At 70.9% G+C, this 20,020-nt stretch carries 16 protein-coding genes, 1 rRNA gene and 1 pseudogene; 2 read left to right on the top strand and 16 right to left on the bottom strand.

The window, feature by feature from the left end; all coding sequences use genetic code 11:
• Positions 1 to 225 precede the first annotated feature (225 nt).
• The 11 genes and pseudogenes from HDG69_RS16950 to ilvD (HDG69_RS16905) form a co-directional block, all read right to left on the bottom strand.
• Complete coding sequence (locus HDG69_RS16950) at positions 226 to 813, bottom strand: pyridoxamine 5'-phosphate oxidase family protein (RefSeq protein ID WP_171785027.1); 588 nt, start codon at positions 811 to 813, stop codon at positions 226 to 228.
• Positions 814 to 833: 20 nt separating this feature from the next.
• The gene (locus HDG69_RS16945; protein ID WP_171785026.1) at positions 834 to 2,546 is read right to left on the bottom strand and encodes a class I adenylate-forming enzyme family protein; all 1,713 of its coding nucleotides are present in this window, start codon (positions 2,544 to 2,546) and stop codon (positions 834 to 836) included.
• Positions 2,543 to 3,727: a cytochrome P450 gene (locus HDG69_RS16940; RefSeq protein ID WP_171785025.1), complete on the bottom strand. Its 1,185-nt coding sequence runs from the start codon at positions 3,725 to 3,727 to the stop codon at positions 2,543 to 2,545. The genes HDG69_RS16945 and HDG69_RS16940 overlap by 4 nt, the downstream gene beginning before the upstream one ends.
• Positions 3,724 to 4,113: a glycosyltransferase family protein gene (locus tag HDG69_RS19215; RefSeq protein WP_246256841.1), complete on the bottom strand. Its 390-nt coding sequence runs from the start codon at positions 4,111 to 4,113 to the stop codon at positions 3,724 to 3,726. Before HDG69_RS19215 ends, HDG69_RS16940 begins: the two co-directional genes overlap by 4 nt.
• A gap of 241 nt (positions 4,114 to 4,354) precedes the next feature.
• A pseudogene (locus tag HDG69_RS19660) lies at positions 4,355 to 4,438 on the bottom strand (hypothetical protein); the annotation flags it as partial.
• Between the two features lie 50 nt (positions 4,439 to 4,488).
• Positions 4,489 to 5,583, bottom strand: coding sequence for a 3-oxoacyl-ACP synthase III family protein (locus HDG69_RS16930; RefSeq protein ID WP_343036494.1), 1,095 nt, complete (start codon positions 5,581 to 5,583; stop codon positions 4,489 to 4,491).
• 49 nt (positions 5,584 to 5,632) lie between these two features.
• Positions 5,633 to 6,307, bottom strand: a complete 675-nt coding sequence (locus HDG69_RS16925; RefSeq protein WP_171785024.1) for a VOC family protein — start codon at positions 6,305 to 6,307, stop codon at positions 5,633 to 5,635.
• 100 nt (positions 6,308 to 6,407) lie between these two features.
• Positions 6,408 to 7,196, bottom strand: coding sequence for a hypothetical protein (locus HDG69_RS16920; protein ID WP_171785023.1), 789 nt, complete (start codon positions 7,194 to 7,196; stop codon positions 6,408 to 6,410).
• A gap of 80 nt (positions 7,197 to 7,276) precedes the next feature.
• A complete protein-coding gene (ilvD, locus tag HDG69_RS16915; protein WP_171785022.1) occupies positions 7,277 to 8,989 on the bottom strand; it encodes a dihydroxy-acid dehydratase in 1,713 nt (570 codons plus the stop codon).
• A gap of 961 nt (positions 8,990 to 9,950) precedes the next feature.
• Positions 9,951 to 11,639: a hypothetical protein gene (locus tag HDG69_RS16910; protein WP_171785021.1), complete on the bottom strand. Its 1,689-nt coding sequence runs from the start codon at positions 11,637 to 11,639 to the stop codon at positions 9,951 to 9,953.
• A 41-nt stretch (positions 11,640 to 11,680) separates the two neighbouring features.
• Positions 11,681 to 13,540 carry a dihydroxy-acid dehydratase gene (gene ilvD, locus HDG69_RS16905; RefSeq protein WP_171785020.1) on the bottom strand — a complete coding sequence of 620 codons (1,860 nt, stop codon included), beginning with the start codon at positions 13,538 to 13,540 and terminating at the stop codon, positions 11,681 to 11,683.
• A 213-nt stretch (positions 13,541 to 13,753) separates the two neighbouring features.
• Between ilvD (HDG69_RS16905) and HDG69_RS16900 the strand changes: the two genes are divergently transcribed.
• Both HDG69_RS16900 and HDG69_RS16895 read left to right on the top strand, forming a co-directional pair.
• Positions 13,754 to 14,308 carry a DoxX family membrane protein gene (locus tag HDG69_RS16900; protein WP_171785019.1) on the top strand — a complete coding sequence of 185 codons (555 nt, stop codon included), beginning with the start codon at positions 13,754 to 13,756 and terminating at the stop codon, positions 14,306 to 14,308.
• 138 nt (positions 14,309 to 14,446) lie between these two features.
• Positions 14,447 to 15,808 (top strand): cryptochrome/photolyase family protein, encoded by a 1,362-nt coding sequence (locus tag HDG69_RS16895; RefSeq protein WP_171785303.1) that lies wholly within the window; start codon positions 14,447 to 14,449, stop codon positions 15,806 to 15,808.
• Between the two features lie 25 nt (positions 15,809 to 15,833).
• Here HDG69_RS16895 and HDG69_RS16890 read toward each other — a convergent pair whose 3' ends face one another.
• The 5 genes from HDG69_RS16890 to rrf all read right to left on the bottom strand — a co-directional run.
• Complete coding sequence (locus HDG69_RS16890) at positions 15,834 to 16,415, bottom strand: GNAT family N-acetyltransferase (RefSeq protein ID WP_171785018.1); 582 nt, start codon at positions 16,413 to 16,415, stop codon at positions 15,834 to 15,836.
• Positions 16,412 to 17,914 carry an Asp-tRNA(Asn)/Glu-tRNA(Gln) amidotransferase subunit GatB gene (gene gatB, locus HDG69_RS16885; protein WP_171785017.1) on the bottom strand — a complete coding sequence of 501 codons (1,503 nt, stop codon included), beginning with the start codon at positions 17,912 to 17,914 and terminating at the stop codon, positions 16,412 to 16,414. Before gatB ends, HDG69_RS16890 begins: the two co-directional genes overlap by 4 nt.
• A gap of 16 nt (positions 17,915 to 17,930) precedes the next feature.
• Positions 17,931 to 19,451: an Asp-tRNA(Asn)/Glu-tRNA(Gln) amidotransferase subunit GatA gene (gene gatA / locus HDG69_RS16880; RefSeq protein WP_171785016.1), complete on the bottom strand. Its 1,521-nt coding sequence runs from the start codon at positions 19,449 to 19,451 to the stop codon at positions 17,931 to 17,933.
• A gap of 1 nt (position 19,452) precedes the next feature.
• Positions 19,453 to 19,749, bottom strand: a complete 297-nt coding sequence (gatC, locus tag HDG69_RS16875; protein WP_171785015.1) for an Asp-tRNA(Asn)/Glu-tRNA(Gln) amidotransferase subunit GatC — start codon at positions 19,747 to 19,749, stop codon at positions 19,453 to 19,455.
• Between the two features lie 180 nt (positions 19,750 to 19,929).
• Positions 19,930 to 20,020 (bottom strand): 5S ribosomal RNA (rrf, locus tag HDG69_RS16870); the annotation flags it as partial.

The following is a 20,020-nucleotide window of genomic DNA, read 5'->3' as shown; positions in this document are numbered from 1 at the left end:
CAAGGAATCCGTGCAATGAAAAACCCCCCGGTCCCGGTGCGTGGGACTGACGAGGGGTGAGCGCGCTGACGAAGCCTGTGCGTGGCCTCAGCCGGCGCGCTCAGGAAGTACTACGAGAATGATCGTCTGCACGTGACGCACGTTACGCCGTCGGGCACCGGATGTCACGCCGTGGTCCGAGCGTCCCGCATGATGGACATCGGGGCGTCCGAGGCGTGACGCCGGTCACGGCTGCGGCACCGTGGCCTCCTCGGTCGGTACGGGGTCGTCGTCGAACGCCGGCAACCCGTCGATGCTGGTCCTGTTCTTGGCTCGCCGGTATGCCGCCTGCCCGTCGGCGCCCTTGCGGTCCATGAAGGCAGGGAGCAGGTCACGCTCCCCCACGTGGTCGTACAGCGGGACGCCGTAGCCGCAGGAGTCGGAGACCTGCTCGACGTCGACCACGACGACGGCCCGCGCCCCGCGCCGCTCGGTGAAGTGCTCCACGAGGTCCGTGTACTCGTCGTCGTACAGGCTCACCACCCGGCCCCGGCCGTGCAGCCGCACGATGTTCGGCGGGCCGTCGAAGGCGCAGAACATCAAGGTGACCCGACCGTTCTCGCGCAGGTGGGCGATCGTCTCGGCGCCCGAGGCCGTCACGTCGAGGTAGGCGACGGTGTGGTCGTCGAGCACCGCGAACGTGCCACCGATGCCCTTCGGGCTCACGCTGACCCGCCCGTCCGCCGCCAGCGGCGCCGTGCCGACGAAGAACATGTGCTGGGCCTCGATGAAGGCTCGCAGCCGGTCGTCGATGCGCTCGTGTACCTTTCCCATCCGCACACCCTGGCAGACGATCACCCTCGACCGGCAGCCCCTGTCCACGGAGCGGTCGCGCGGGTCAGGGCCGCCCGGTCGGGCTTGCGGCTGCGTCCCGCCACGGGGACGTGCGAGGCGTGCAGCACGACGTCGGGCAACGCGTCGTGGTCGACGACGCCCGGCAGCGCGGCGCGCACCGTCTCGACGAGGGGGTGGTCCGCGTCCAGGACCACCTGCGTCGGGACGTCCGTGGGCGGCCTGGCCGACGAGGTGAGGCCCGGCGGGGCGATGCCCGAGGACGTGACGACCAGCACGACGACCTCGTCGCCGTCGTCCTGCGGCACGCCCACCAGCACGGCCTCGCCGACACCCTCCAGCGCCGCCACCCGCGGCTCGAAGAGGCCGGGGTAGATGTTCGTCGTGCCGCGGATGATCATGTCGCGCGTGCGCCCCACGAGCACCACGCGGCCGTCCGGCGTGAACCGGGCGAGATCGCCGGTGCGGTGCTCGGTCGCGCGCACGGCAGCGCCATCTGCGCGCCCGGCTGCGCTCGCGTCCGTGCCGAGGTCGTGGAGGTAGCCCGCCATCAGCGACGGCCCGCCGAGGAGGAGCTCACCGACGCCGTCGGCCTCGTCGTCGACCGGCACCAGCCGTCCGACCACACCCGGGAGCAGGTGACCCACCAGGTCCCCGTCACCGTCGAACGCGAGCTTGTCGTCGGCCTCCACGACGGCGACCGGCAGGATCTCCGTCATCCCGTAGACGCCCACCCACCGGGTGCCGGGCAGCACCCGCGTCGCACGATCGAGCAGCGCACGGGTCACCGGCGCGCCCCCGACCAGCGCGACCCGCGGGCCCCGGGCGGGCACCCGTCCGTCCTCGACGGCGTCCAGCAGCGCGGTGACGTCGGCCGGCACCAGGTACGTCCCCGCCACGCCGGCGAGACTCCGGCCGAAGGTCACCACGTCGCGGCCCGGCGGGTCGGCGGGGACGGACCAGGTCGCCCCGGCGAGCAGCGCGGGCATGCCCAGCAGCATCTGGTCGGTGTGCACCACGTCACCGGGCACGAGGTCGAAGACCTGGCGCAGCAGGTCGCAGCCGGCCAGCAGCGACCCGGCGCTGTGCACGACGGCACGCGGCTGCGCCGTCGTGCCCGACGTGAAGACGACGAGGGCCTCGCGGTCCGGCTCGAGCGGCGGCAGCGCACGTGTGTCACCGCCCCCGCGGGCCAGACCACCGGCCGCCCGCGAGCGCCACGGCACGCCCGGCAGCCGCAGCCCGGCGTGGACGTGGCGCACCGGCAACGTGGCGTAGTCGGGCAGCAGCAGGCCACGGGACCGGGCGAGCCGCCGCAGCGGGCCGCGGGAGACGGCGTAGAGCAGCGACTCGGTCATCGCCAGGCTCGGCCGCGCCGCCGCGACGCGGGAGGCGAACAGCTCGGGCGTGGACCCCGGGTCGACGAACACGACGGTCGCCCCGGCGCGGACGGTCCCCAGTGCCAGCACGACACCCTGCGGGCGTGGGCGCACCGAGAACAGCGTCCGGTCGCCCGGGGCGAGCCCGTCGGCGGCGAGCGCCGCGGCGGTCGCGGTGATACGTCGTGCGAGCTCGGCGTAGCCGACCTCCTCGCGCACCCGGGTGCCGCGTCGTCCGCCCCGGGTCCACCGCCGCAGCGCGACGTCGTCCGCCCCCGGGTGCCCGGCGGCCCCGCGGGCGAGGATCGGGTCGAGCAGGTGGGCACCGGTGGTCATGCGGCCTCCACGGTCAACGAGCGGTAGGCGGGGATGAGGACACCGCGCGCCACCGACCGGTCGACGACCCGCAGCGCTCGCCCCGCCACGGCGACGGACCGCAGGGCGTCCAGCACGGCGTCGACCTGCGCCAGCGCCAGCGGCATCCCGAGGCAGAAGTGGGGACCGGCGCCGAACCACAGGTGCCGCACCGCGGCGTCGGCCGGGGAGGTCGGGTCGAACGGGCCGGCGTCGCGGCAGCACGAGATCGTCGCGATGACGACGCGGTCCCCGGCGCGCACGGGCACCCCGCCCACCGCGGCGTCCGCGCGCACGGAGCGGAGCATCGCCGGCGTCGGCGCCGTGAGGCGGAGCGCCTCCTCGACGACGCGGACGCGCAGGGCCACCCCGTCGGTGGTCGTCGGGTCGGCGTCGAGCAGCCGGTCGAGCCAGCCGGTGTCCGCGGCGATCGCCACCAGCCGGGGGACGAACGACTGGATGGTCTCGGTGCCGGTGAGCACGAAGGCCCCCACCGCGCCGAGGGCCTCGTCCTCGGACAGCCCCAGCTCGCGCATCCGGCCCGGGACGGTCGTGGGGTCGCCGTCCCGGTAGGCCGCCCGGGCCGGGGCCGACAGCCGCGCCAGCACCGCACGGGCGTGCCGCACCTGGGAGGCGGTCAGGCTGTGGCGGTGCAGGCGCACGAGCCCGACGACGGACCCGGCAGCGGCCATCGCCTCGCGGACGGCGGAGTCCGTGGGAGGCAGACCGGTCATCGCGCAGATCACCGTGCCGGCGATGGTGGCGGTCTCCTCGGCGAGGTCCACCCGCTCCCCCGCCAGCAGGCGCCCCGGCAGGCTCGACAGCGCCTCGGGCACGCTCACGGCGACCAGCTCGCGCACGGCCCGCTGGGTGAAAAGGCTCGCCAGCGTGCGGCGCAGGCGGGCGTGGTCGACGCCCTCCATGTTGAGCAGCACGGACGGGCCCAGCACGGGCGTCCACAGGTCCGACGGCGCACCGGGCCCGACCTTGGAGAAGTGCTCGGTGTCGAGCAGCACCTCGCGCGCGGTCGCGGCGTCGGACACCACCACGCCGATGCCGGGGACCCGGACGACCGGGCCGAGCCGGCGCAGCGCGCGGATGGCCGGGTACGCGACGGGGTGCGCGCCGCGCTGGACGCGCTCCTCCCACCGCAGCGCCGTCATCGGATGTCCACGACGTCGGGCCGGTAGCGGTGGTCGGCGTACCAGCCCAGGGTGCGCACCAGACCCCAGGCGTGGGCCCGGCGCGCCGACGCGCGCACGACGACCTCGCGGTGCGCGCCGTAGCGCGTGGTCAGGCGGCGCACCGCGTTGACCAGGGCACGGTCCTCGTGGACGTCCTCGATGGCGGTGCGCGGGAAGCCGCCGGCCGCCTCGTACAGCGCGGCGGTGATCGCCATGTTGCAGCCCGGTGCCATCACGTAGGGCCCGCGGTAGGCAGGGTCCTGGTTGCCGGGCCGGAACCTCCCGAAGGTGCTGGCCACGACGACGGCGGACGCCAGCACGGCCTGCTGGACACGGGACACCGGCAGGTCGTCGGTGCGGGCCACCAGGCGGCCGGCGACGAGGTCGTGCCCCGCGTCGAACGCGGCCCGGACCCGGACCGTCCAGTCGGGGGCCGGCAGGCAGTCGGCGTCGGTGCGCGCGAGGTGCGTCGCCCCGGCAGCGATCGCCGCCCGGATCCCCGTGTCGGCGGCGGCGCCGGTGCCCTTCTGCGGTCATGCCCCAGTCCGCGGCCGTGGCGCGCACGAGCGCACCGGTCCCGTCCGACGAACCGTTGTCCACCACCACCAGGTCGAAGTCGGTGTCGTGCTGGTCGCGCAACGCAGCCAGGGTCGCGCCGATCCCGTGCGCCTCGTCGCGCGCCGGGACCACCACGGCCAGCCGCCGGGGAGCACGGGACGTCGAGGGCCCTGACGAGCCGCTCACAGCCGGACCACCGTCGCACCGATGCTGATGCCGCCCGCCAGGCCGACGAGCACCACCAGGTCCCCGGGGCCGACCCGTCCGGTGTCGAGCGCGGTGCGCAGCTGCAGCGGCAGGATGGCCGAGGCGACGTTGCCGTGCTCGGCGACGGTGACGAGGGTGCGGCCGGCCGGCAGGCCGAGCGCGACGCGCACGTCCTCGAGGTAGGCGACGGCCACCTGGTGGACCGCGACGAGCGCGACGTCGTCCCAGGTGACGCCCGCCCGTCGTAGCGCCTCCAGCACCACGTCCGGGCCGAGCGCGAGGAACGCCTCGCGCAGCCGCGACCCGTCGATCTCGAAGTACGTCTTGTCGGGGTCGCGCGGGTGGGCCGTGCCGCCGCCCGGCAGCATCCCGACGTCCCAGTGGGTGGAGTCCGCACCGAAGGCGCTCGCGAGGATGCCGCGGGGCGCCGGTCGCCCGCGCTCGTCCACCGCGCCCGCCTCGTCCGCGGTGGCACGACGCACCAGGACGGCCGCGCCGGCGTCCGACATCGTGTAGCCGGGTGCCGAGAGCAGGTAGGCCGCCCGGTCGGGCACGTCCCGGCGGACCCCCCGCGACGGCGCCTCGCCGCACGCGACCAGGACGGTGCCGTACCGACCGGTGCCGATGAGCGCGTCGGCGACCTCGATCCCGTTCAGCACCGAGTTGCACGCGTTCTTGACGTCCATGACGGGCGTCCGCATCCCGAGCTTCGCCGCGACGATGTGGCTCGTCGCGGGCTCGATCATGTCCTGGGTGGCGGAGGCGAACAGCAGCAGGTCGACGTCGTCGACGGCCAGCCCTTCCGCGGCGAGGAGCTTCTCCGCGGCGGCGACGGCGAGGTCGGACGCGTCCCAGGAGTCCGGCAGGACGTGCACCCGGCGCACCCCCGTCAGCCGCGACACCATGGGCACCCGGGGGACGGCGCCGGGGTTGCGCGCGGCGAGCTCGAGCTCGACGGAACGCACGTCGAGCGTCCGAGCCGGCAGGTGGACCCCGACGGCGGCGATCACCGACGTCGTCGACGTCTCGGGGGGCGTGGCCGCGGCGGACGGCGGCGGAGCGACTGGCACCCGCGACAGGGTAGCCGCGTCCGCCCGTCGCGGACCGGCCGTCCACCGGTCAGTCGGACGGCGGCCAGGTGCAGACGCAGGCCTCGTTCCCCTCGACGTCGGCCAGGACCCACCAGGCGGGGGCGAACTCGTCGGTGACGAGCCTGCCGCCGGCCGCCACGGCGTCGGCGACGCGCTGCTCGGCGACGTCGTGGCCGACGTAGACGTCGAGGTGGATCCGGTTGCGCTGCTCGCGTGGCGAGTCCATCTGCTGGAACCAGATCGTCGGCAGCGCACCCGAGGGGTCCACGACGGCGGGGGCGGCGTCGTCGGGGTCGACCCTGCCGGTCACCTCGTAGCCGAGGACGGCCCGCCAGAACGGCTGGACGGCCGGCCCGTCGAGCACGTCGATGCCGAGGGTGAGCGCGGTCGCGGCCCCCGGGTCGGCCGGGACGTCGAGCTCGCGCGCGGCCTGCGAGATGCGCGCTGCGAGCGCCACGTCCCGCTCGCTCAGCCCGCCGACGTCGTGCGAGGTCAGCCGCACCGTCACGGCCCCGTAGCGCAGGTCGACGTCGGGGTGGTGGTTCGCGGCCTCGGCCAGCTCGCCGATCGCCTCGACGAGCTGGACACCCGTGGTGAAGCTCCCGGTGCGGAAGACCGCCGTCGCCCGCAGGTCGGCGAGCACCCGCCATTCGTCCGTGCCCTCGGCCGCCCGGAAGGCGGCCGGGGTGATCTGGTCGCTCATGATGACACCTCCGCGCTCCACGCTAGGGCCGGCGTCCGACACACGCCGTCCGGACACCGCGCCGCGCCGCTCCGCTCCGCTCCGCTCCGCACCGAGCGAATCAGCCGGGGGTGATGCTCCACTCGCCGTCGGTGGTGATCGCCAGGACGCCGGGCTGGGCCAGCTCGATGTCGTCGGTGAACTCCTCGCTGTCCCCGAACATCCGTGCCGCGGCCTCCTCGGTGCCGAAGTAGCGGCCCTGGAAGGAGTCGCCCGCCCCGGCGGGCGTCCAGGAGACCTCCGCCGTCTCGGCGTCGCCGCCGAGGAAGATCACCGTCGACCCGCTGCCGGACCACGGGCCCGGCTCGGGCGTCAGGTCGTTCCAGGACGAGAGCCGCAGGCTCCACGGCCCGTCGGCGGCGACCCACAGGGACTGCTCGGGCTCGCTGTCCTGGAAGACGTCCATGAGGTACTCGCCGGTCAGCGCACCGTCCGCCTCGCCGAAGGGGGTCATCCGGTCAGGACCGGTCAGCACCGTGGGCCCCTCGCAGCGCGCGCAGTCGAGCTCGACGACGACGGCGAACTCGCCGTCACGCTCGAAGGTCACCTCGGCGTCACCCTTCCCCTCGGCCGTGGCGGCGCTGCCCTCCGCGACCGTGCCCGCGGCGACGGACTTCTCCGGCGGGGCGGTCGGCCGTTCCGGCGCGGGCTCCTCCTCGGGCTCCTCGACCTCCGGCTCCGCCGTCGGTTCCGGGCTGGGCTCGGCCGACGCCTCGGCACCGGCGACCGGGGTCTGGCTCGAGCCGCCGTCCGGTGCTCCCCCGCCGTCGACGTCGGTGCCGCACCCGCCCGTCAGGAGCGCCAGGACGACGAGGGAGGCAGCGGGCACGAGCTTGCGGGTCGCGGTCACGGACCGCAGGCTCTCATGCTCGCGACCGACCGGGCCACCGCCGCCACCAGGCGGAACGTCCCTGCGGCGTCCTCTCCAGCTCAGCCGAGCACGGCGCCCCGGGAGGCCGACTGCACCAGCTTCGTGTACTTCGCGAGCACCCCGCGCGTGTAGCCGTGCGGCACCGGCGACCAGCCCTCGGCCCGGCGCGCGGCGAGCACCTCGTCGTCGACGAGCACGTCCAGCGTCTTGGCGGCCACGTCCAGGCGGATGCGGTCGCCGTCGCGCACGAACGCGATCGGGCCGGCGTCGACCGCCTCGGGCGCGATGTGCCCCACGCACAGCCCGGTGGTCCCCCCGGAGAACCGGCCGTCGGTGATCAGCAGGACGTCCTTGCCGAGCCCGGCGCCCTTGATCGCGCCGGTGATGGCGAGCATCTCGCGCATCCCGGGCCCTCCCTTGGGCCCCTCGTAGCGGATGACGACGACGTCGCCCGCGGTGATCGTGCCGTCCTCCAGCGCGTCCAGCGCGGCCCGCTCCCGCTCGAACACCCGCGCCGTCCCCTCGAAGACGTCGGAGTCGAACCCGGCGCTCTTGACGACGGCGCCCTCCGGGGCCAGCGACCCGTGCAGGATCGTGATGCCGCCGGTGGGGTGGATCGGCTCGGAGAGCGCCCGCAGGATCTTGCCGTCGGGGTCGGGCGGGTCGATCTCCGCGAGGTTCTCGGCGACGGTACGGCCGGTGACCGTGAGGCAGTCGCCGTGCAGCAGGCCGGCGTCGAGCAGCGCCTTCATGATGACCGGGACCCCACCGATCCGGTCGACGTCGTTCATCACGTACCGGCCGAACGGCTTGAGGTCTCCCAGGTGCGGCACCCGGCTCGCGACCCGGTCGAAGTCGTCGAGCGTGAGGTCGACCTCGGCCTCGTGCGCGATGGCGAGCAGGTGCAGCACGGCGTTGGTCGAGCCACCGAACGCCATGACGACGGCGATGGCGTTCTCGAACGCCTCCTTGGTCAGGATGTCGCGGGCGGTGATGCCGCGGCGCAGCATCTCGACGACCGCCTCGCCGGAGGCGTGCGCGAACGTGTCCCGGCGACGGTCGGCCGACGGAGGCGCGGCCGACCCCGGCAGCGACATGCCGAGCGCCTCGGCGGCCGAGGCCATCGTGTTGGCCGTGTACATGCCGCCGCAGGCACCCTCGCCCGGGCAGATCGCCCGCTCGATGCGGTCCACGTCCTCGCGGGACATCAGACCGCGCGCGCACGCCCCGACGGCCTCGAAGGCGTCGATGATCGTGACGTCCTTCTCGGTGCCGTCCGACAGCTTGACCCAGCCCGGCATGATCGAGCCCGCGTAGAGGAAGACGCTCGCGAGGTCCAGCCGCGCGGCCGCCATGAGCATGCCGGGCAGCGACTTGTCGCAGCCGGCCAGCAGCACGGAGCCGTCGAGACGCTCGGCCTGCATCACGGTCTCGACCGAGTCGGCGATGACGTCACGCGAGACCAGTGAGAAGTGCATCCCCTCGTGCCCCATCGAGATGCCGTCCGAGACGGAGATCGTGCCGAACTCCAGCGGGTACCCCCCGCCGGCGTGCACACCGTTCTTCACGGCGCCGGCGAGCCGGTCGAGCGAGAGGTTGCACGGGGTGATCTCGTTCCACGAGCTCGCCACCCCGATCTGCGGCTTGGCGAAGTCGTCGTCGCCCAGCCCGACGGCGCGGAGCATGCCGCGCGCCGCGGTGGCCTCCAGACCGTCGGTGACCTGGCGGGAACGGGGCTTGATGTCGGGCGTGGTTCCGGCGTCGGCGCTCATGGCCCGAGCCTAGGCCAAGTCTAGGGAACTACTCCGGCAACGACGCCAGCGACGCGACATCACTGCCCAAGCGCTCCCAGCCTGTTCAGCGGCATCTATGCGCCTCCCGCGCGCGAACAAGCCGCTCTTTGCACAACCCGATATGCTTGATAGCCATTCGCTGGATACCCACTCGAACCAACCCGACCGGCGGCAATGTCTTGCCTACAACGAAGCACTGACCAGACTTTCTCAAACAGCTTCTTGTCTTGACCCCAGGAACCCAGCAGAATGCCATCGTTCAGCCAGCCTGAAAGTACACTCTCAAGCACGAACTGGTTATAGGCGCGTATTGTAGCCACAACTACGCTGAGAATCTCATATACCGCATTCGCTGAATCAAGAGATATCCACCGGCCCGCCTCGACGCCGAGAACACGAGCATTACCTTCGCCGACATAGCCGCCAGCATGTGTCGCACAATGCCTCACATGGCAAACACGTTCGAATTCGTCGAGTAGCCTTGCCAGAGTCGAGTCACCACTAACCTTCGTGCCCAATAACTTCTTCGACCACTCACGGACTGCTCGATTGCTAGAGAACGAAACCTGGTCCAAGGATGACCGCAGTGCTGTATCGATCGAACCGTCGAGGACGTGGGACATCTTCACATCCAAGTCTCGACTACGCGATCGCACCGTTGGGCAGGCCTTTGCAATCTCCACAAGCACCGATCTGAAATAGTCTTCAGCAGCGGCAACTGCCGAAGCGCCCAGAATCAAACCGTAATGCGGGCTCCATTCGCTCGACGATCTATGAACCAAGTCTTGAATCGCCTTTATGGAAGCGAAAGATAGTTCGATCGGACTACTTCCCTCGTCCGCAGGCCGTTCGGTAGCGAATGCCGATCGGAGACTAGGAAGATGATCAGCGCCACCAGGCGCGTTTGGTGCCAGGCAGCACCTAGGAACTGCATGGTTGCTCACAACGTTACAAACTCTTCAGCTCGCGCCTTAATGCGAGCCGACCATATCTCACCAATACTCTTGACCGACCTAAGTCGCGATCCTCCCTCATCAAGAATAACGTCCTGCACCGTTCGGATATTTGCATCTTGAATTCGATGGACCTTCAACTCGGGAAGGTCAAGAACTTCGACCTTTGCGGCCAAGAGTGATGCATAAACCGACTCTACAGTAAGGGACGCGCCGCACTTATAGCAGAACGCTGCATCTTCGGAAACCCTCGGGCTTTGACAAACTGGGCAAGGGGATAGATTGAGCCGACACCTGTCCACGAGTTCATGCGTCATTATTCTGTCGGCCTGCCGACGCACGAAGTCATCAGCGCTCTGTCGAGCAAGTGCCCGATTCGCGTCCTCAGCTGATAGGTTGCGGCCAAGGCCAAGCGCAGTCTCGGCAAATAGGATCGATGTGTGAATCTGAACACGCTCGTAGCGAGTCTCACCGCGAGATACCGTTCCTATGCGACGAACAGATCCGGCGTACTCAAGTAGTGATACTATTTGCCCCAGTTCGCTACCCCAAGGCTGGGCGATCGCAATTCCGACGTACTTCGCGGGTCCCCTCGAGCGAAGCATGTTGGTTTTGCGGATCTGGTCCACCATGTTGTTCTGAACCTCAGATCCAACTTCCACAAAATTCGCGTAGCGTGGAAGTTTCTTTGAGATCTCAGCGAAAAGAGCTCGAGCGCGGTTGGCGTTGTCCTGAATCGCAACTCGGAGACGACGCAAACTGGGCGCACTTGGGGCGAACTCGCGGTCATCTGGATCGCCCAGAGAATCGGAAAGAATATTCAGGAAGTTCCTAGGTAGACCGAAGGCTGCGTGTGCGGCCATATCTACCAGTTCCTGCCTTACCGCTTCCTGCATCGACTCAGGGAATCGTGCCTTGAATATCGCGCGCATAGTTGGCAGATAGTCAGGCCCATCAGGGCGGATCCATATCTCAATTTCCTCGGCCTCGTGCCCAACGTTGAAGAATGGGCTATATGAAGTCACGCCGGGATATATTGCGGCTTTACATGCTACGGTCCTTGAACGCAATGCGCGGAAGAGCTCAAAAAATTCTCGCTGCTGCTGCTGCATGAACGCGTGAGCGGCATCGTCCATCAAGAGAACGACTCGAGATCGCCCCTCGTCTAGCGCCAAGCGCTCGATAAAATTCAACAACTCGGCGGGCGACATCGGTTGAATTTGAGTCTTTGGGGCTTCCCCAGTTTTGGTGCCAAGTTCGTTTATATAGGATCGACCTACTTTTGCCAATTCCCGAAGCTGGGGCGGCGATGAGTCGGCATGCGCTTCATCGAGTCCGATAATCACTTTGTACACTAGCCATTGACGGAAGTGCTCCAGCGATTGCTCAGAATTGAGCATTAGAGGCTCTAGCGCCAGATGTGTTGAGTAGTTGATATAGGCTACGAGCACGCTACTATTGGACGAGAGGCGCGCATACGCGCGCTTCAGGAACGTACTCTTTCCGCTACCCCGGGGGCCTTTCAACAGCTTTGGCCCTGGACCCGTCAACTTCCTGAGCACGGACTCGTCGCCCGGAACGACCGCCGTCCATCGCTCTAGATCGGAGGCTTGCATGTCCTCCGCTCGGAGCGTGTAGAGCGGTTCAAGGTCAGCATCGGAGAAGCCCGTTGTCACGGCATTCATGCTACATCTCTAGATCAAGCCTTGGCCGAGGCTCACCGAGAGAGCCGGTTCAAGTCCCGCACGGCGCCGCGGTCCGCGGACGTCGCCATGGCCGCATAGGCCTGCAGCGCGGGCGAGACGTACCGGTCGCGGTCCACCGGCTGCCACGGGTTCTCCGAGGCCTCCATCTTGGCCCGGCGCTCGGCGAGCACCTCGTCGGGCACGTTGAGGTGGATGGAACGCGAGTCGACGTCGATGGCGATCTCGTCGCCGTCCTCGACCAGTCCGATGACGCCGCCGGCAGCGGCCTCCGGGGAGACGTGCCCGATGGAGATGCCGCTGGAGCCGCCGGAGAACCGCCCGTCGGTGATCAGGGCGCAGACCTTGCCGAGCCCGCGGCCCTTGATGAACGAGGTCGGGTACAGCATCTCCTGCATGCCCGGGCCACCGGCCGGACCCTCGTAGCGCACGACGACGACGTGGCCCGGCTCGACCTGCTTGGTGAGGATCTTCTCCACGGCCTCGTCCTGCGACTCGCACACGAGGGCCTTGCCCACGAAGTGGAAGACGTCCGGGTCCACGCCCGCCGTCTTGAACACGGCGCCGTCCTCGGCGAGGTTGCCGCGCAGCACCGCGAGCCCGCCCTCGACGGTGTAGGCGTGCTCGAGGTCGCGGATGCAGCCCTCGGCGGCGTCGGTGTCCAGGGATTCCCAGCGGTTCTGCGTGGAGAACGCCTGCGTGGTGCGGACCCCGCCCGGGGCGGCGTGGAACAGCTCGAGCGCCTCGGGGGTCGCCTTGCCGGAGCGGATGTCCCAGTCGTCCAGCCACGCCTCGAGCGTGGGCGTGTGCACGGTGGTGACGTCGGTGTCGAGCAGGCCCGCACGACGCAGCTCACCGAGCAGCGCGGGGATGCCGCCCGCCCGGTGGACGTCCTCCATGTGGTAGTCCGGGTGGTTCGGCGCCACCTTGCTCAGGCACGGCACACGGCGGCTGATGTCCTCGATGTCGGCGAGCGTGAAGTCGATCTCGCCCTCCTGCGCCGCCGCAAGGACGTGCAGCACCGTATTGGTCGAGCCGCCCATCGCGACGTCGAGCGCCATCGCGTTGTGGAACGCCGCCTTGGTGGCGATGCCGCGCGGAGCCGCCGAGTCGTCCTCGTCGTCGTAGTACCGCTTCGCCAGGTCGACGATGGTCCGGCCCGCCTCGAGGAACAGCTCCTTGCGCGCGGCGTGCGTGGCCAGGGTCGAGCCGTTGCCCGGCAGCGAGAGCCCGAGCGCCTCGGTGAGGCAGTTCATCGAGTTGGCGGTGAACATCCCCGAGCACGACCCGCAGGTCGGGCACGCGGCCTCCTCGACCTTGGCCAGCGCCTCGTCGGAGACGTTCTCGTCCGCGGAGTAGTTGATCGCGTTGATGAGGTTCAGGCTGGTCTTCGCGATGCCGTCGGCGACGATCGCCTTGCCGGCCTCCATGGGCCCGCCCGAGACGAAGATGACCGGGATGTTCAGCCGCAGCGCCGCATTGAGCATGCCCGGGGTGATCTTGTCGCAGTTGGAGATGCACACCAGGGCGTCCGCGCAGTGCGCGTTGACCATGTACTCGACGGAGTCGGCGATGAGGTCGCGGCTCGGCAGCGAGTACAGCATGCCGCCGTGCCCCATCGCGATGCCGTCGTCCACGGCGATGGTGTTGAACTCCTTGGCGACCCCACCGGCCTCCTGGATGGCGCCCGCGACGAGGTCACCCATGTCCTTGAGGTGCACGTGCCCCGGGACGAACTGCGTGTAGGAGTTCGCGATCGCGATGATCGGCTTGCCGAAGTCCTCCGAGCCCATGCCGGTCGCGCGCCACAGCGCGCGGGCGCCGGACATGTTGCGGCCGTGGGTGGATGTGCGGGAGCGCAGGGGGCGGCTCATGTCACTGCTCCTTCGTACCGGTGCGACGACGTACCGCAGGCGGCACGCCCGCGCAGCGTACGCCGTGGCACGGCGACCCGGCACACCCGTCCCGCCTCGTGGGCGTCCGGGCTGCATAAACGCTTCACCTCTTGCCCGGCGCTGGCGAGCCCGGTGTCACGCCGCCCACGATGCAGTGTCCGAACCACCGAGACGAACGAGGACGACACGACGATGACCACGACCTCCGTGCCGACCAGCACCCGCCCCACGGCCGCCGACGGCGGCACGCCCGGCGGCGTCGCCGCACGCCGTGCCCTCGCCTGCTGCCGCCTCCTGCTCGCGATCGTCTTCCTCTGGCCCGTGCTCGACAAGACCTTCGGGCTCGGCTACGCCACTCCGTCCGAGTCGGCCTGGCTGACCACCGGGACGTCGCCGACGGCGGGCTACCTGGAGCACGCCGCCGGACCCCTGTCCGGCGTCTTCGCCGCGTTGCCCGGATCCGTCACCGACGTGCTGTTCATGGTCGGCATGCTCGGGACCGGGCTCGCCCTGCTCCTCGGCGTCGGGATGCGGGCCGCCGCGGTCGCGGGCGGGCTGCTCATGCTCTCGCTGTGGCTGTCGACCTGGCCGTTCGCCGCCGGTTCGCACAACCCGGTCGTCGACGAGCACGTGGTGTACGCCGCTCTGCTGGCGGCCCTGGCGCTGAGCCGGGCGGGCGACACCTGGGGCCTCGGGCGTGCCTGGGCCGCGTCGTCGGTGCCGGGTGCCCGGACCTGGCTGCGCTGAGCGCCCAGGTCACGCCCCGGCGGTCTGCACCCCTCGGCCCCGTCCGCGGCGCGGACGTGCCGCACCACCCACGGCGAGACCGCCCAGACCGACGCCGGGGCGCCGAGCATCTACCGTGGTCGGGTGCCTTCGACCGTGATGTGGTTCCGCCGCGACCTGCGCCTCGCCGACAACCCTGCGCTGGTCGCGGCCGTGGAGTCGGCCCGGCAGGACGGGAGCGACGTCGTCGGGCTCTACGTCCTGGACGACGCGCTCTGGTCGCGCGCCGGGCACAACCGGCTCGTCTACCTGCTCGGGTCCTTGAGCGCCCTCGACTCCGCGTGCGACGGCGCGCTGGTCGTCCGTCGTGGGGACCCACGCGAGGTGGTGCCCGCGGTGGCCCGCGAGATCGGGGCGACCGAGGTGCACGTGGCGGCGAGCCACGAACCGTACGGACGGCAGCGCGACGACGCCGTGACGCAGACGCTGGCCGACGACGACCGCCGACTGGTCGTGACCGGTTCCGCCTACGCCGTCTCCCCCGGCCGGGTGCGCACGGGCGCCGGAACGCCCTACCAGGTGTTCACCCCGTTCCGCCGGGCATGGCTGGAGCACGGCTGGCGCGCGCCCGCGATCCGGCCGCGATCGATCCCGTGGGCGCGCCTGGCCTCGGACGAGCTGCCGACGGCGCCGGCCACCGACGCGCGGCTGCCCCGCGCGGGTGAGGAGGCCGCCCGACGGCGGTGGCACACGTTCCTCGACGACGGGCTGGCCGGCTACGCCGAGCACCGGGACCGACCCGACCTCGCCGGCACCTCGGCCATGTCGGTGCACCTGCGCTGGGGAGAGATCCACCCGCGCACCCTGCTCGCCGACCTCGCTGTCGCGGCGTCCGACGGCGCGCCCTCCGACGACGTGACGACGTTCCGCTCGGAGCTGGCCTGGCGGGAGTTCCACGCCGACGTCCTGCACCACCAGCCGGGCGCCCGCACCCGCTCGTTGCGGACTGTCGTGCCGGAGGAGTCGTGGGCGCGGGGCACCCGGGAGGACGAACGGTTCCGGGCGTGGGTGGCGGGCCGGACGGGCTACCCGATCGTCGACGCGGGCATGCGCCAGCTGGTGGCCACCGGGTGGATGCACAACCGGGTGCGCATGGTGGTCGCGTCGTTCCTCGTCAAGGACCTGCACGTGCGCTGGCAACGGGGGGCCGCGCACTTCATGGAGCACCTGGTCGACGGTGACGTGTCGCAGAACCAGCTCAACTGGCAGTGGGTCGCCGGCACCGGCTACGACGCGGCGCCGTACTTCCGGATCTTCAACCCGGTGACCCAGGGCAAGAAGTTCGACCCCGACGGCGCGTACGTCCGCCGCTGGGTCCCCGAGCTGGGGGACGTCCCGGCGGCACGGGTCCAGGAGCCGTGGCGGCTCGACGAGCCGCCGGAGAGCTACCCCGCGCCGATCGTCGACCACGCCGTCGAACGACGCGTCGCCCTCGACCACTTCGCCCGGGCCCGCCGCTGAGGAGCGGGGACCCGGGCGACGACGATCAGCGGTGGTGGTCCCGGAACTCGTCCTCCAGCACGCTCATCACGATCGCGTCGGCCCAGGTCTCGCCGTCGCGGTAGACCTCCCGCAGCCGGCCCTCCTCGACGAACCCCAGCGACGCGTAGAGCGCCTTGGCCCGCGGGTTGATGCTCAGCACGTCGAGGCCGACACGGTGCAGCCGGGGACCGCGATCACCGGGCACGCCGTCGAAGGCGAACCGCAGCACCTCCTCGATGGCCTCGCGCCCGTACCCGCGACCGCGGTAGTCGGGCAGCATCTGCAGACGCAGGTTGGCGCCGCGGGTGCCCGGGTCGAGGTCGTTGAGGACGATCTCGCCGATCAGCTCGTCGCTGACGAGCTCCCCGTCCCGGACGGCGCCGGGGGTGATCGCCCAGTCGTACCGACCGTCCTGCTCGGCGACGGTGGCGGCCCACTCGTCGATCTGCTCCCGGGTGAAGGTCGCCGTCGTCCCCGTCAGGCGCATGCCCTCCGGGTCGTGCAGCGACTCCCAGAGCTTGTCCGCGTCCCGCGCCTCGATCGGGCGCAGCCGCATCATCTCCCCGTGCAGGACGGGTGCTCTCACGCCCCGATCCTCTCCAGGACGAGCTCACGCACGCGCTTGGCGTCGGCCTGGCCCCGGGTGGCCTTCATGACCGCGCCGATGATCGCGCCGACCGGTCCCTGGTTCCCTCCGCGCACCTTCTCCACGACGTCGGGCTGCGCGGCGAGCGCCTCGTCGATGGCGGCCAGCAGCGCGCCGTCGTCGGAGACGATCTCGAGCCCGCGGGCCACGACGACCGCCTCCGGGTCGCCCTCACCGGCGAGCACACCGTCGAGGACCTGGCGGGCGATCTTGTCGTTGATCCGACCGGAGTCGACCAGGCCCTGGAGCTCGCCGATCTGCGCCGGAGTGATCGGCAGGTCGGCCAGCTCGCGCTCGTCCTGCTTGGCACGGCGGGCCAGCTCGCCCATCCACCACTTGCGGGCGGCGGCCGGGCTCGACCCGGCGGCGACGGTCGCCTCGATGAGCTCGATCGCCCCGGCGTTGACCACGTCCCGCATCTCGGCGTCGGCGTAGCCCCACTCGGTCTGCAGCCGACGACGGCGCGCCTGCGGCAGCTCCGGCAGCGTCGCCCGGATCTCCTCGACCCACTCGCGGGACGGCTCGACGGGCACGAGGTCCGGCTCGGGGAAGTAGCGGTAGTCCTCGGCGTCGGACTTCACCCGGCCCGACGTCGTCGTGCCGGTGTCCTCGTGCCAGTGCCGCGTCTCCTGCACGATCGTCCGGCCGGCGTCGAGCGCTCCTGCCTGGCGCGAGATCTCGTGGCGGACCACGCGCTCGACCGAGCGGAACGAGTTGACGTTCTTGGTCTCGGTCCGTGTGCCGAGCGGCGACTCCGGGGTGGGACGCAGCGAGACGTTCACGTCGGCACGGACGTTGCCGCGCTCCATCTTGGCCTCGGACACGTCCAGGGCGCGGAAGATGTCCCGCAGCGCCTGCACGTAGGCGCGGGCGACCTCCGGTGCGCGGTCACCGACGCCGGTGATCGGCTTGGTGACGATCTCCACCAGGGGGATGCCGGCGCGGTTGTAGTCCACGAGCGAGTACTCGGCGCCGTGGATCCGCCCCGTCGACCCGCCGACGTGGGTGTTCTTGCCGGCGTCCTCCTCCATGTGCGCCCGCTCGATCTCGACGCGGTGCACCGTGCCGTCCTCGAGCTCGACGTCGAGCCAGCCGTCGAAGGCGATGGGCTCGTCGTACTGGGAGGTCTGGAAGTTCTTCGGGACGTCCGGGTAGAAGTAGTTCTTCCGGGCGAAGCGGCAGGACTCGGCGATCTGGCAGTTGAGCGCCAGGCCGATGCGGATCGCGTACTCCACGGCCGTGCCGTTGACCACGGGCAGCGCGCCGGGCAGGCCGAGGCTCACCGGCGTCGTCTGGGTGTTCGGCTCGCCGCCGAACTCCACCTCCGCGGCGCAGAACATCTTGGTGCGGGTGCCGAGCTCGACGTGCACCTCGATCCCGAGGACGGGGTCGTACCGGCGGACCGCGTCGGCGTAGTCGACCATCTGGGTCACAGTCATCTCCTTCGTGGGTCCGTCAGCCGAGGTCGGGGGCGCGGTCGAGCAGCGGGCCGCCCCAGCGACTCTCGAGCGCCGCCTCGAGGGCAGCGCCGACGCGGTAGAGGCGGTCGTCGGCCTTCGCGGGAGCGAGCACCTGGAATCCTGTGGGCAGCGCGTCGCCGCCCTCCGGGGGGACCGAGAGGCCGTTCGGCACCGAGATGCCCGGGATGCCCGCGAGGTTCGCGGGGATGGTGGCGACGTCGTTGAGGTACATCGCCAACGGGTCGTCGAGCTTCTCGCCGAGCTTGAACGCCGTCGTCGGGGACGTCGGGGACACCAGGACGTCGGCCTGCTCGAACGCCGCGTCGAAGTCCTGCTGGATCAGCGTCCGCACCTTCTGGGCGCTGCCGTAGTAGGCGTCGTAGTAGCCGGCGCTCAGGGCGTAGGTGCCCAGGATGATGCGTCGCTTGACCTCGTCACCGAACCCTGCACCACGTGTCGCCGCCATCACGCGCTCGGCGGTGACCGGGCCGTCCTCCGGCTCGACCCGCAGGCCGAACCGCATGCCGTCGAACTTCGCCAGGTTGCTCGACGCCTCGGCGGGCAGGATGAGGTAGTAGGCCGCCAGGGCGTACTCGAAGTGCGGGCAGGAGACCTCGACGACCTTCGCGCCGGCCTTCGTGAGCAGCTCGAGCGACTCCTCGAAGCGTGCCTGCACGCCGGGCTGGTACCCCTCGCCCTGCAGCTGGGTGACGACGCCGACGGTGACGCCGGACAGGTCGCCCTGTGCGCCGCGTCGAGCGGCTCCGACGAGATCCGGCAAGGGCTCGGGGATCGAGGTCGAGTCGCGAGGGTCGTGCCCGCCGATCAGCTCGTGCAGCAGCGCCGAGTCGAGGACCGTACGCGTCACCGGGCCGGCCTGGTCGAGGCTCGAGGCGAGAGCGATGAGGCCGTAGCGGGAGACGCCACCGTAGGTCGGCTTCACGCCGACGGTGCCCGTCACCGCACCCGGCTGACGGATCGATCCACCGGTGTCGGTGCCGATCGCCAACGGGGCGGTGAAGGCCGCGACCGCCGCGGCGGACCCGCCGCCGGAGCCGCCCGGGATGCGCTCGAGGTCCCACGGGTTGTGGGTGTTCCCGTATGCCGAGTGCTCCGTGGAGGAACCCATGGCGAACTCGTCCATGTTGGTCTTGCCCAGGATCGGCATGCCCGCGGCGCGGATGCGCTCGACCAGGGTCGCGTCGTACGGCGGCACCCAGCCCTCGAGGATCTTCGAGCCGGCGGTGGACGGCATCCCCCGGGTGACGACGACGTCCTTGACGGCGATCGGCACGCCGGCCAGCGGGTGCAGCTCCTCGCCGGCGGCACGGCGGGCGTCGACGTCGCGTGCCGTGGCGAGAGCCTCGTCCGCGGACACGTGCAGATAGGCGTGCACGGCGGGCTCCACGGCCGCGATGCGGTCGAGGCAGGCCTGGGTGACCTCGACACTGGTCACCTCACCGGCCCGCAGCTTCTCTGCCAGGACGGCAGCAGACAGTCTGGTCAGATCGGTCATGTCACTCCTCCCCCAGGATCTGCGGCACGGCGAATCGGCCGTCCTCGGCGGCCGGGGCACCGGCCAGCACGTCCTCGACCGGTAGTGCAGGAACCGGCTCGTCCGCGCGGAAGATGTTGGACAGCGGCAACGGGTGGCTCGTCGCAGGAACCTCGGGGGTCGCGACCGCGCTCACCTTGGCGATCGACTCGACGATCACGTCGAGCTCACCGGCGAGCCGATCCAGCTCGTCAGGGCGCAGCTCGATGCGCGCCAGGGCAGCGACGCGCGCGACCTCGTCACGGGAGATGGTGGACATGGCTGCCAGTCTAGTGGTCGCGCATACCCCCACAGGCATCGTTCACGCCCCTGACAGCGGTGGGTGACCAGTGACCGAGTGAGCCGCCGAGCTCGTGGACCGGCCTCGCTCCTGGACGCAGGCCGTTCCGGAGACGACGAAGACCCCGCACCAGAAGGTGCGGGGTCTTCGTGAATGGGTGTCCGGCGGCGTCCTACTCTCCCACCCCGTCTCCAGGGCAGTACCATCGGCGCTGAAGGGCTGAGCTTCCGGGTTCGGTATGGGACCGGGC

Origin of the sequence: Isoptericola halotolerans (genome assembly GCF_013149785.1) — a bacterium.
In the GTDB taxonomy this organism is placed as follows: domain Bacteria; phylum Actinomycetota; class Actinomycetes; order Actinomycetales; family Cellulomonadaceae; genus Isoptericola; species Isoptericola halotolerans.
Note: the sequence above shows the minus strand (reverse complement) of the source record. Positions and strands in the feature narration are given on the sequence as shown.

Excerpts from the sequence above, each read along its gene's own strand:
- HDG69_RS16950 (WP_171785027.1), bottom strand. The coding sequence starts at position 813 with ATGGGAAAGGTACACGAGCGCATCGACGACCGGCTGCGAGCCTTCATC.
- HDG69_RS16945 (WP_171785026.1), bottom strand. The coding sequence starts at position 2,546 with ATGACCACCGGTGCCCACCTGCTCGACCCGATCCTCGCCCGCGGGGCC.
- HDG69_RS16940 (WP_171785025.1), bottom strand. The coding sequence starts at position 3,727 with ATGACGGCGCTGCGGTGGGAGGAGCGCGTCCAGCGCGGCGCGCACCCC.
- HDG69_RS16925 (WP_171785024.1), bottom strand. The coding sequence starts at position 6,307 with ATGAGCGACCAGATCACCCCGGCCGCCTTCCGGGCGGCCGAGGGCACG.
- ilvD (WP_171785022.1), bottom strand. The coding sequence starts at position 8,989 with ATGAGCGCCGACGCCGGAACCACGCCCGACATCAAGCCCCGTTCCCGC.
- ilvD (WP_171785020.1), bottom strand. The coding sequence starts at position 13,540 with ATGAGCCGCCCCCTGCGCTCCCGCACATCCACCCACGGCCGCAACATG.
- HDG69_RS16900 (WP_171785019.1), top strand. The coding sequence starts at position 13,754 with ATGACCACGACCTCCGTGCCGACCAGCACCCGCCCCACGGCCGCCGAC.
- HDG69_RS16895 (WP_171785303.1), top strand. The coding sequence starts at position 14,447 with ATGTGGTTCCGCCGCGACCTGCGCCTCGCCGACAACCCTGCGCTGGTC.
- gatB (WP_171785017.1), bottom strand. The coding sequence starts at position 17,914 with ATGACTGTGACCCAGATGGTCGACTACGCCGACGCGGTCCGCCGGTAC.
- gatA (WP_171785016.1), bottom strand. The coding sequence starts at position 19,451 with ATGACCGATCTGACCAGACTGTCTGCTGCCGTCCTGGCAGAGAAGCTG.
- gatC (WP_171785015.1), bottom strand. The coding sequence starts at position 19,749 with ATGTCCACCATCTCCCGTGACGAGGTCGCGCGCGTCGCTGCCCTGGCG.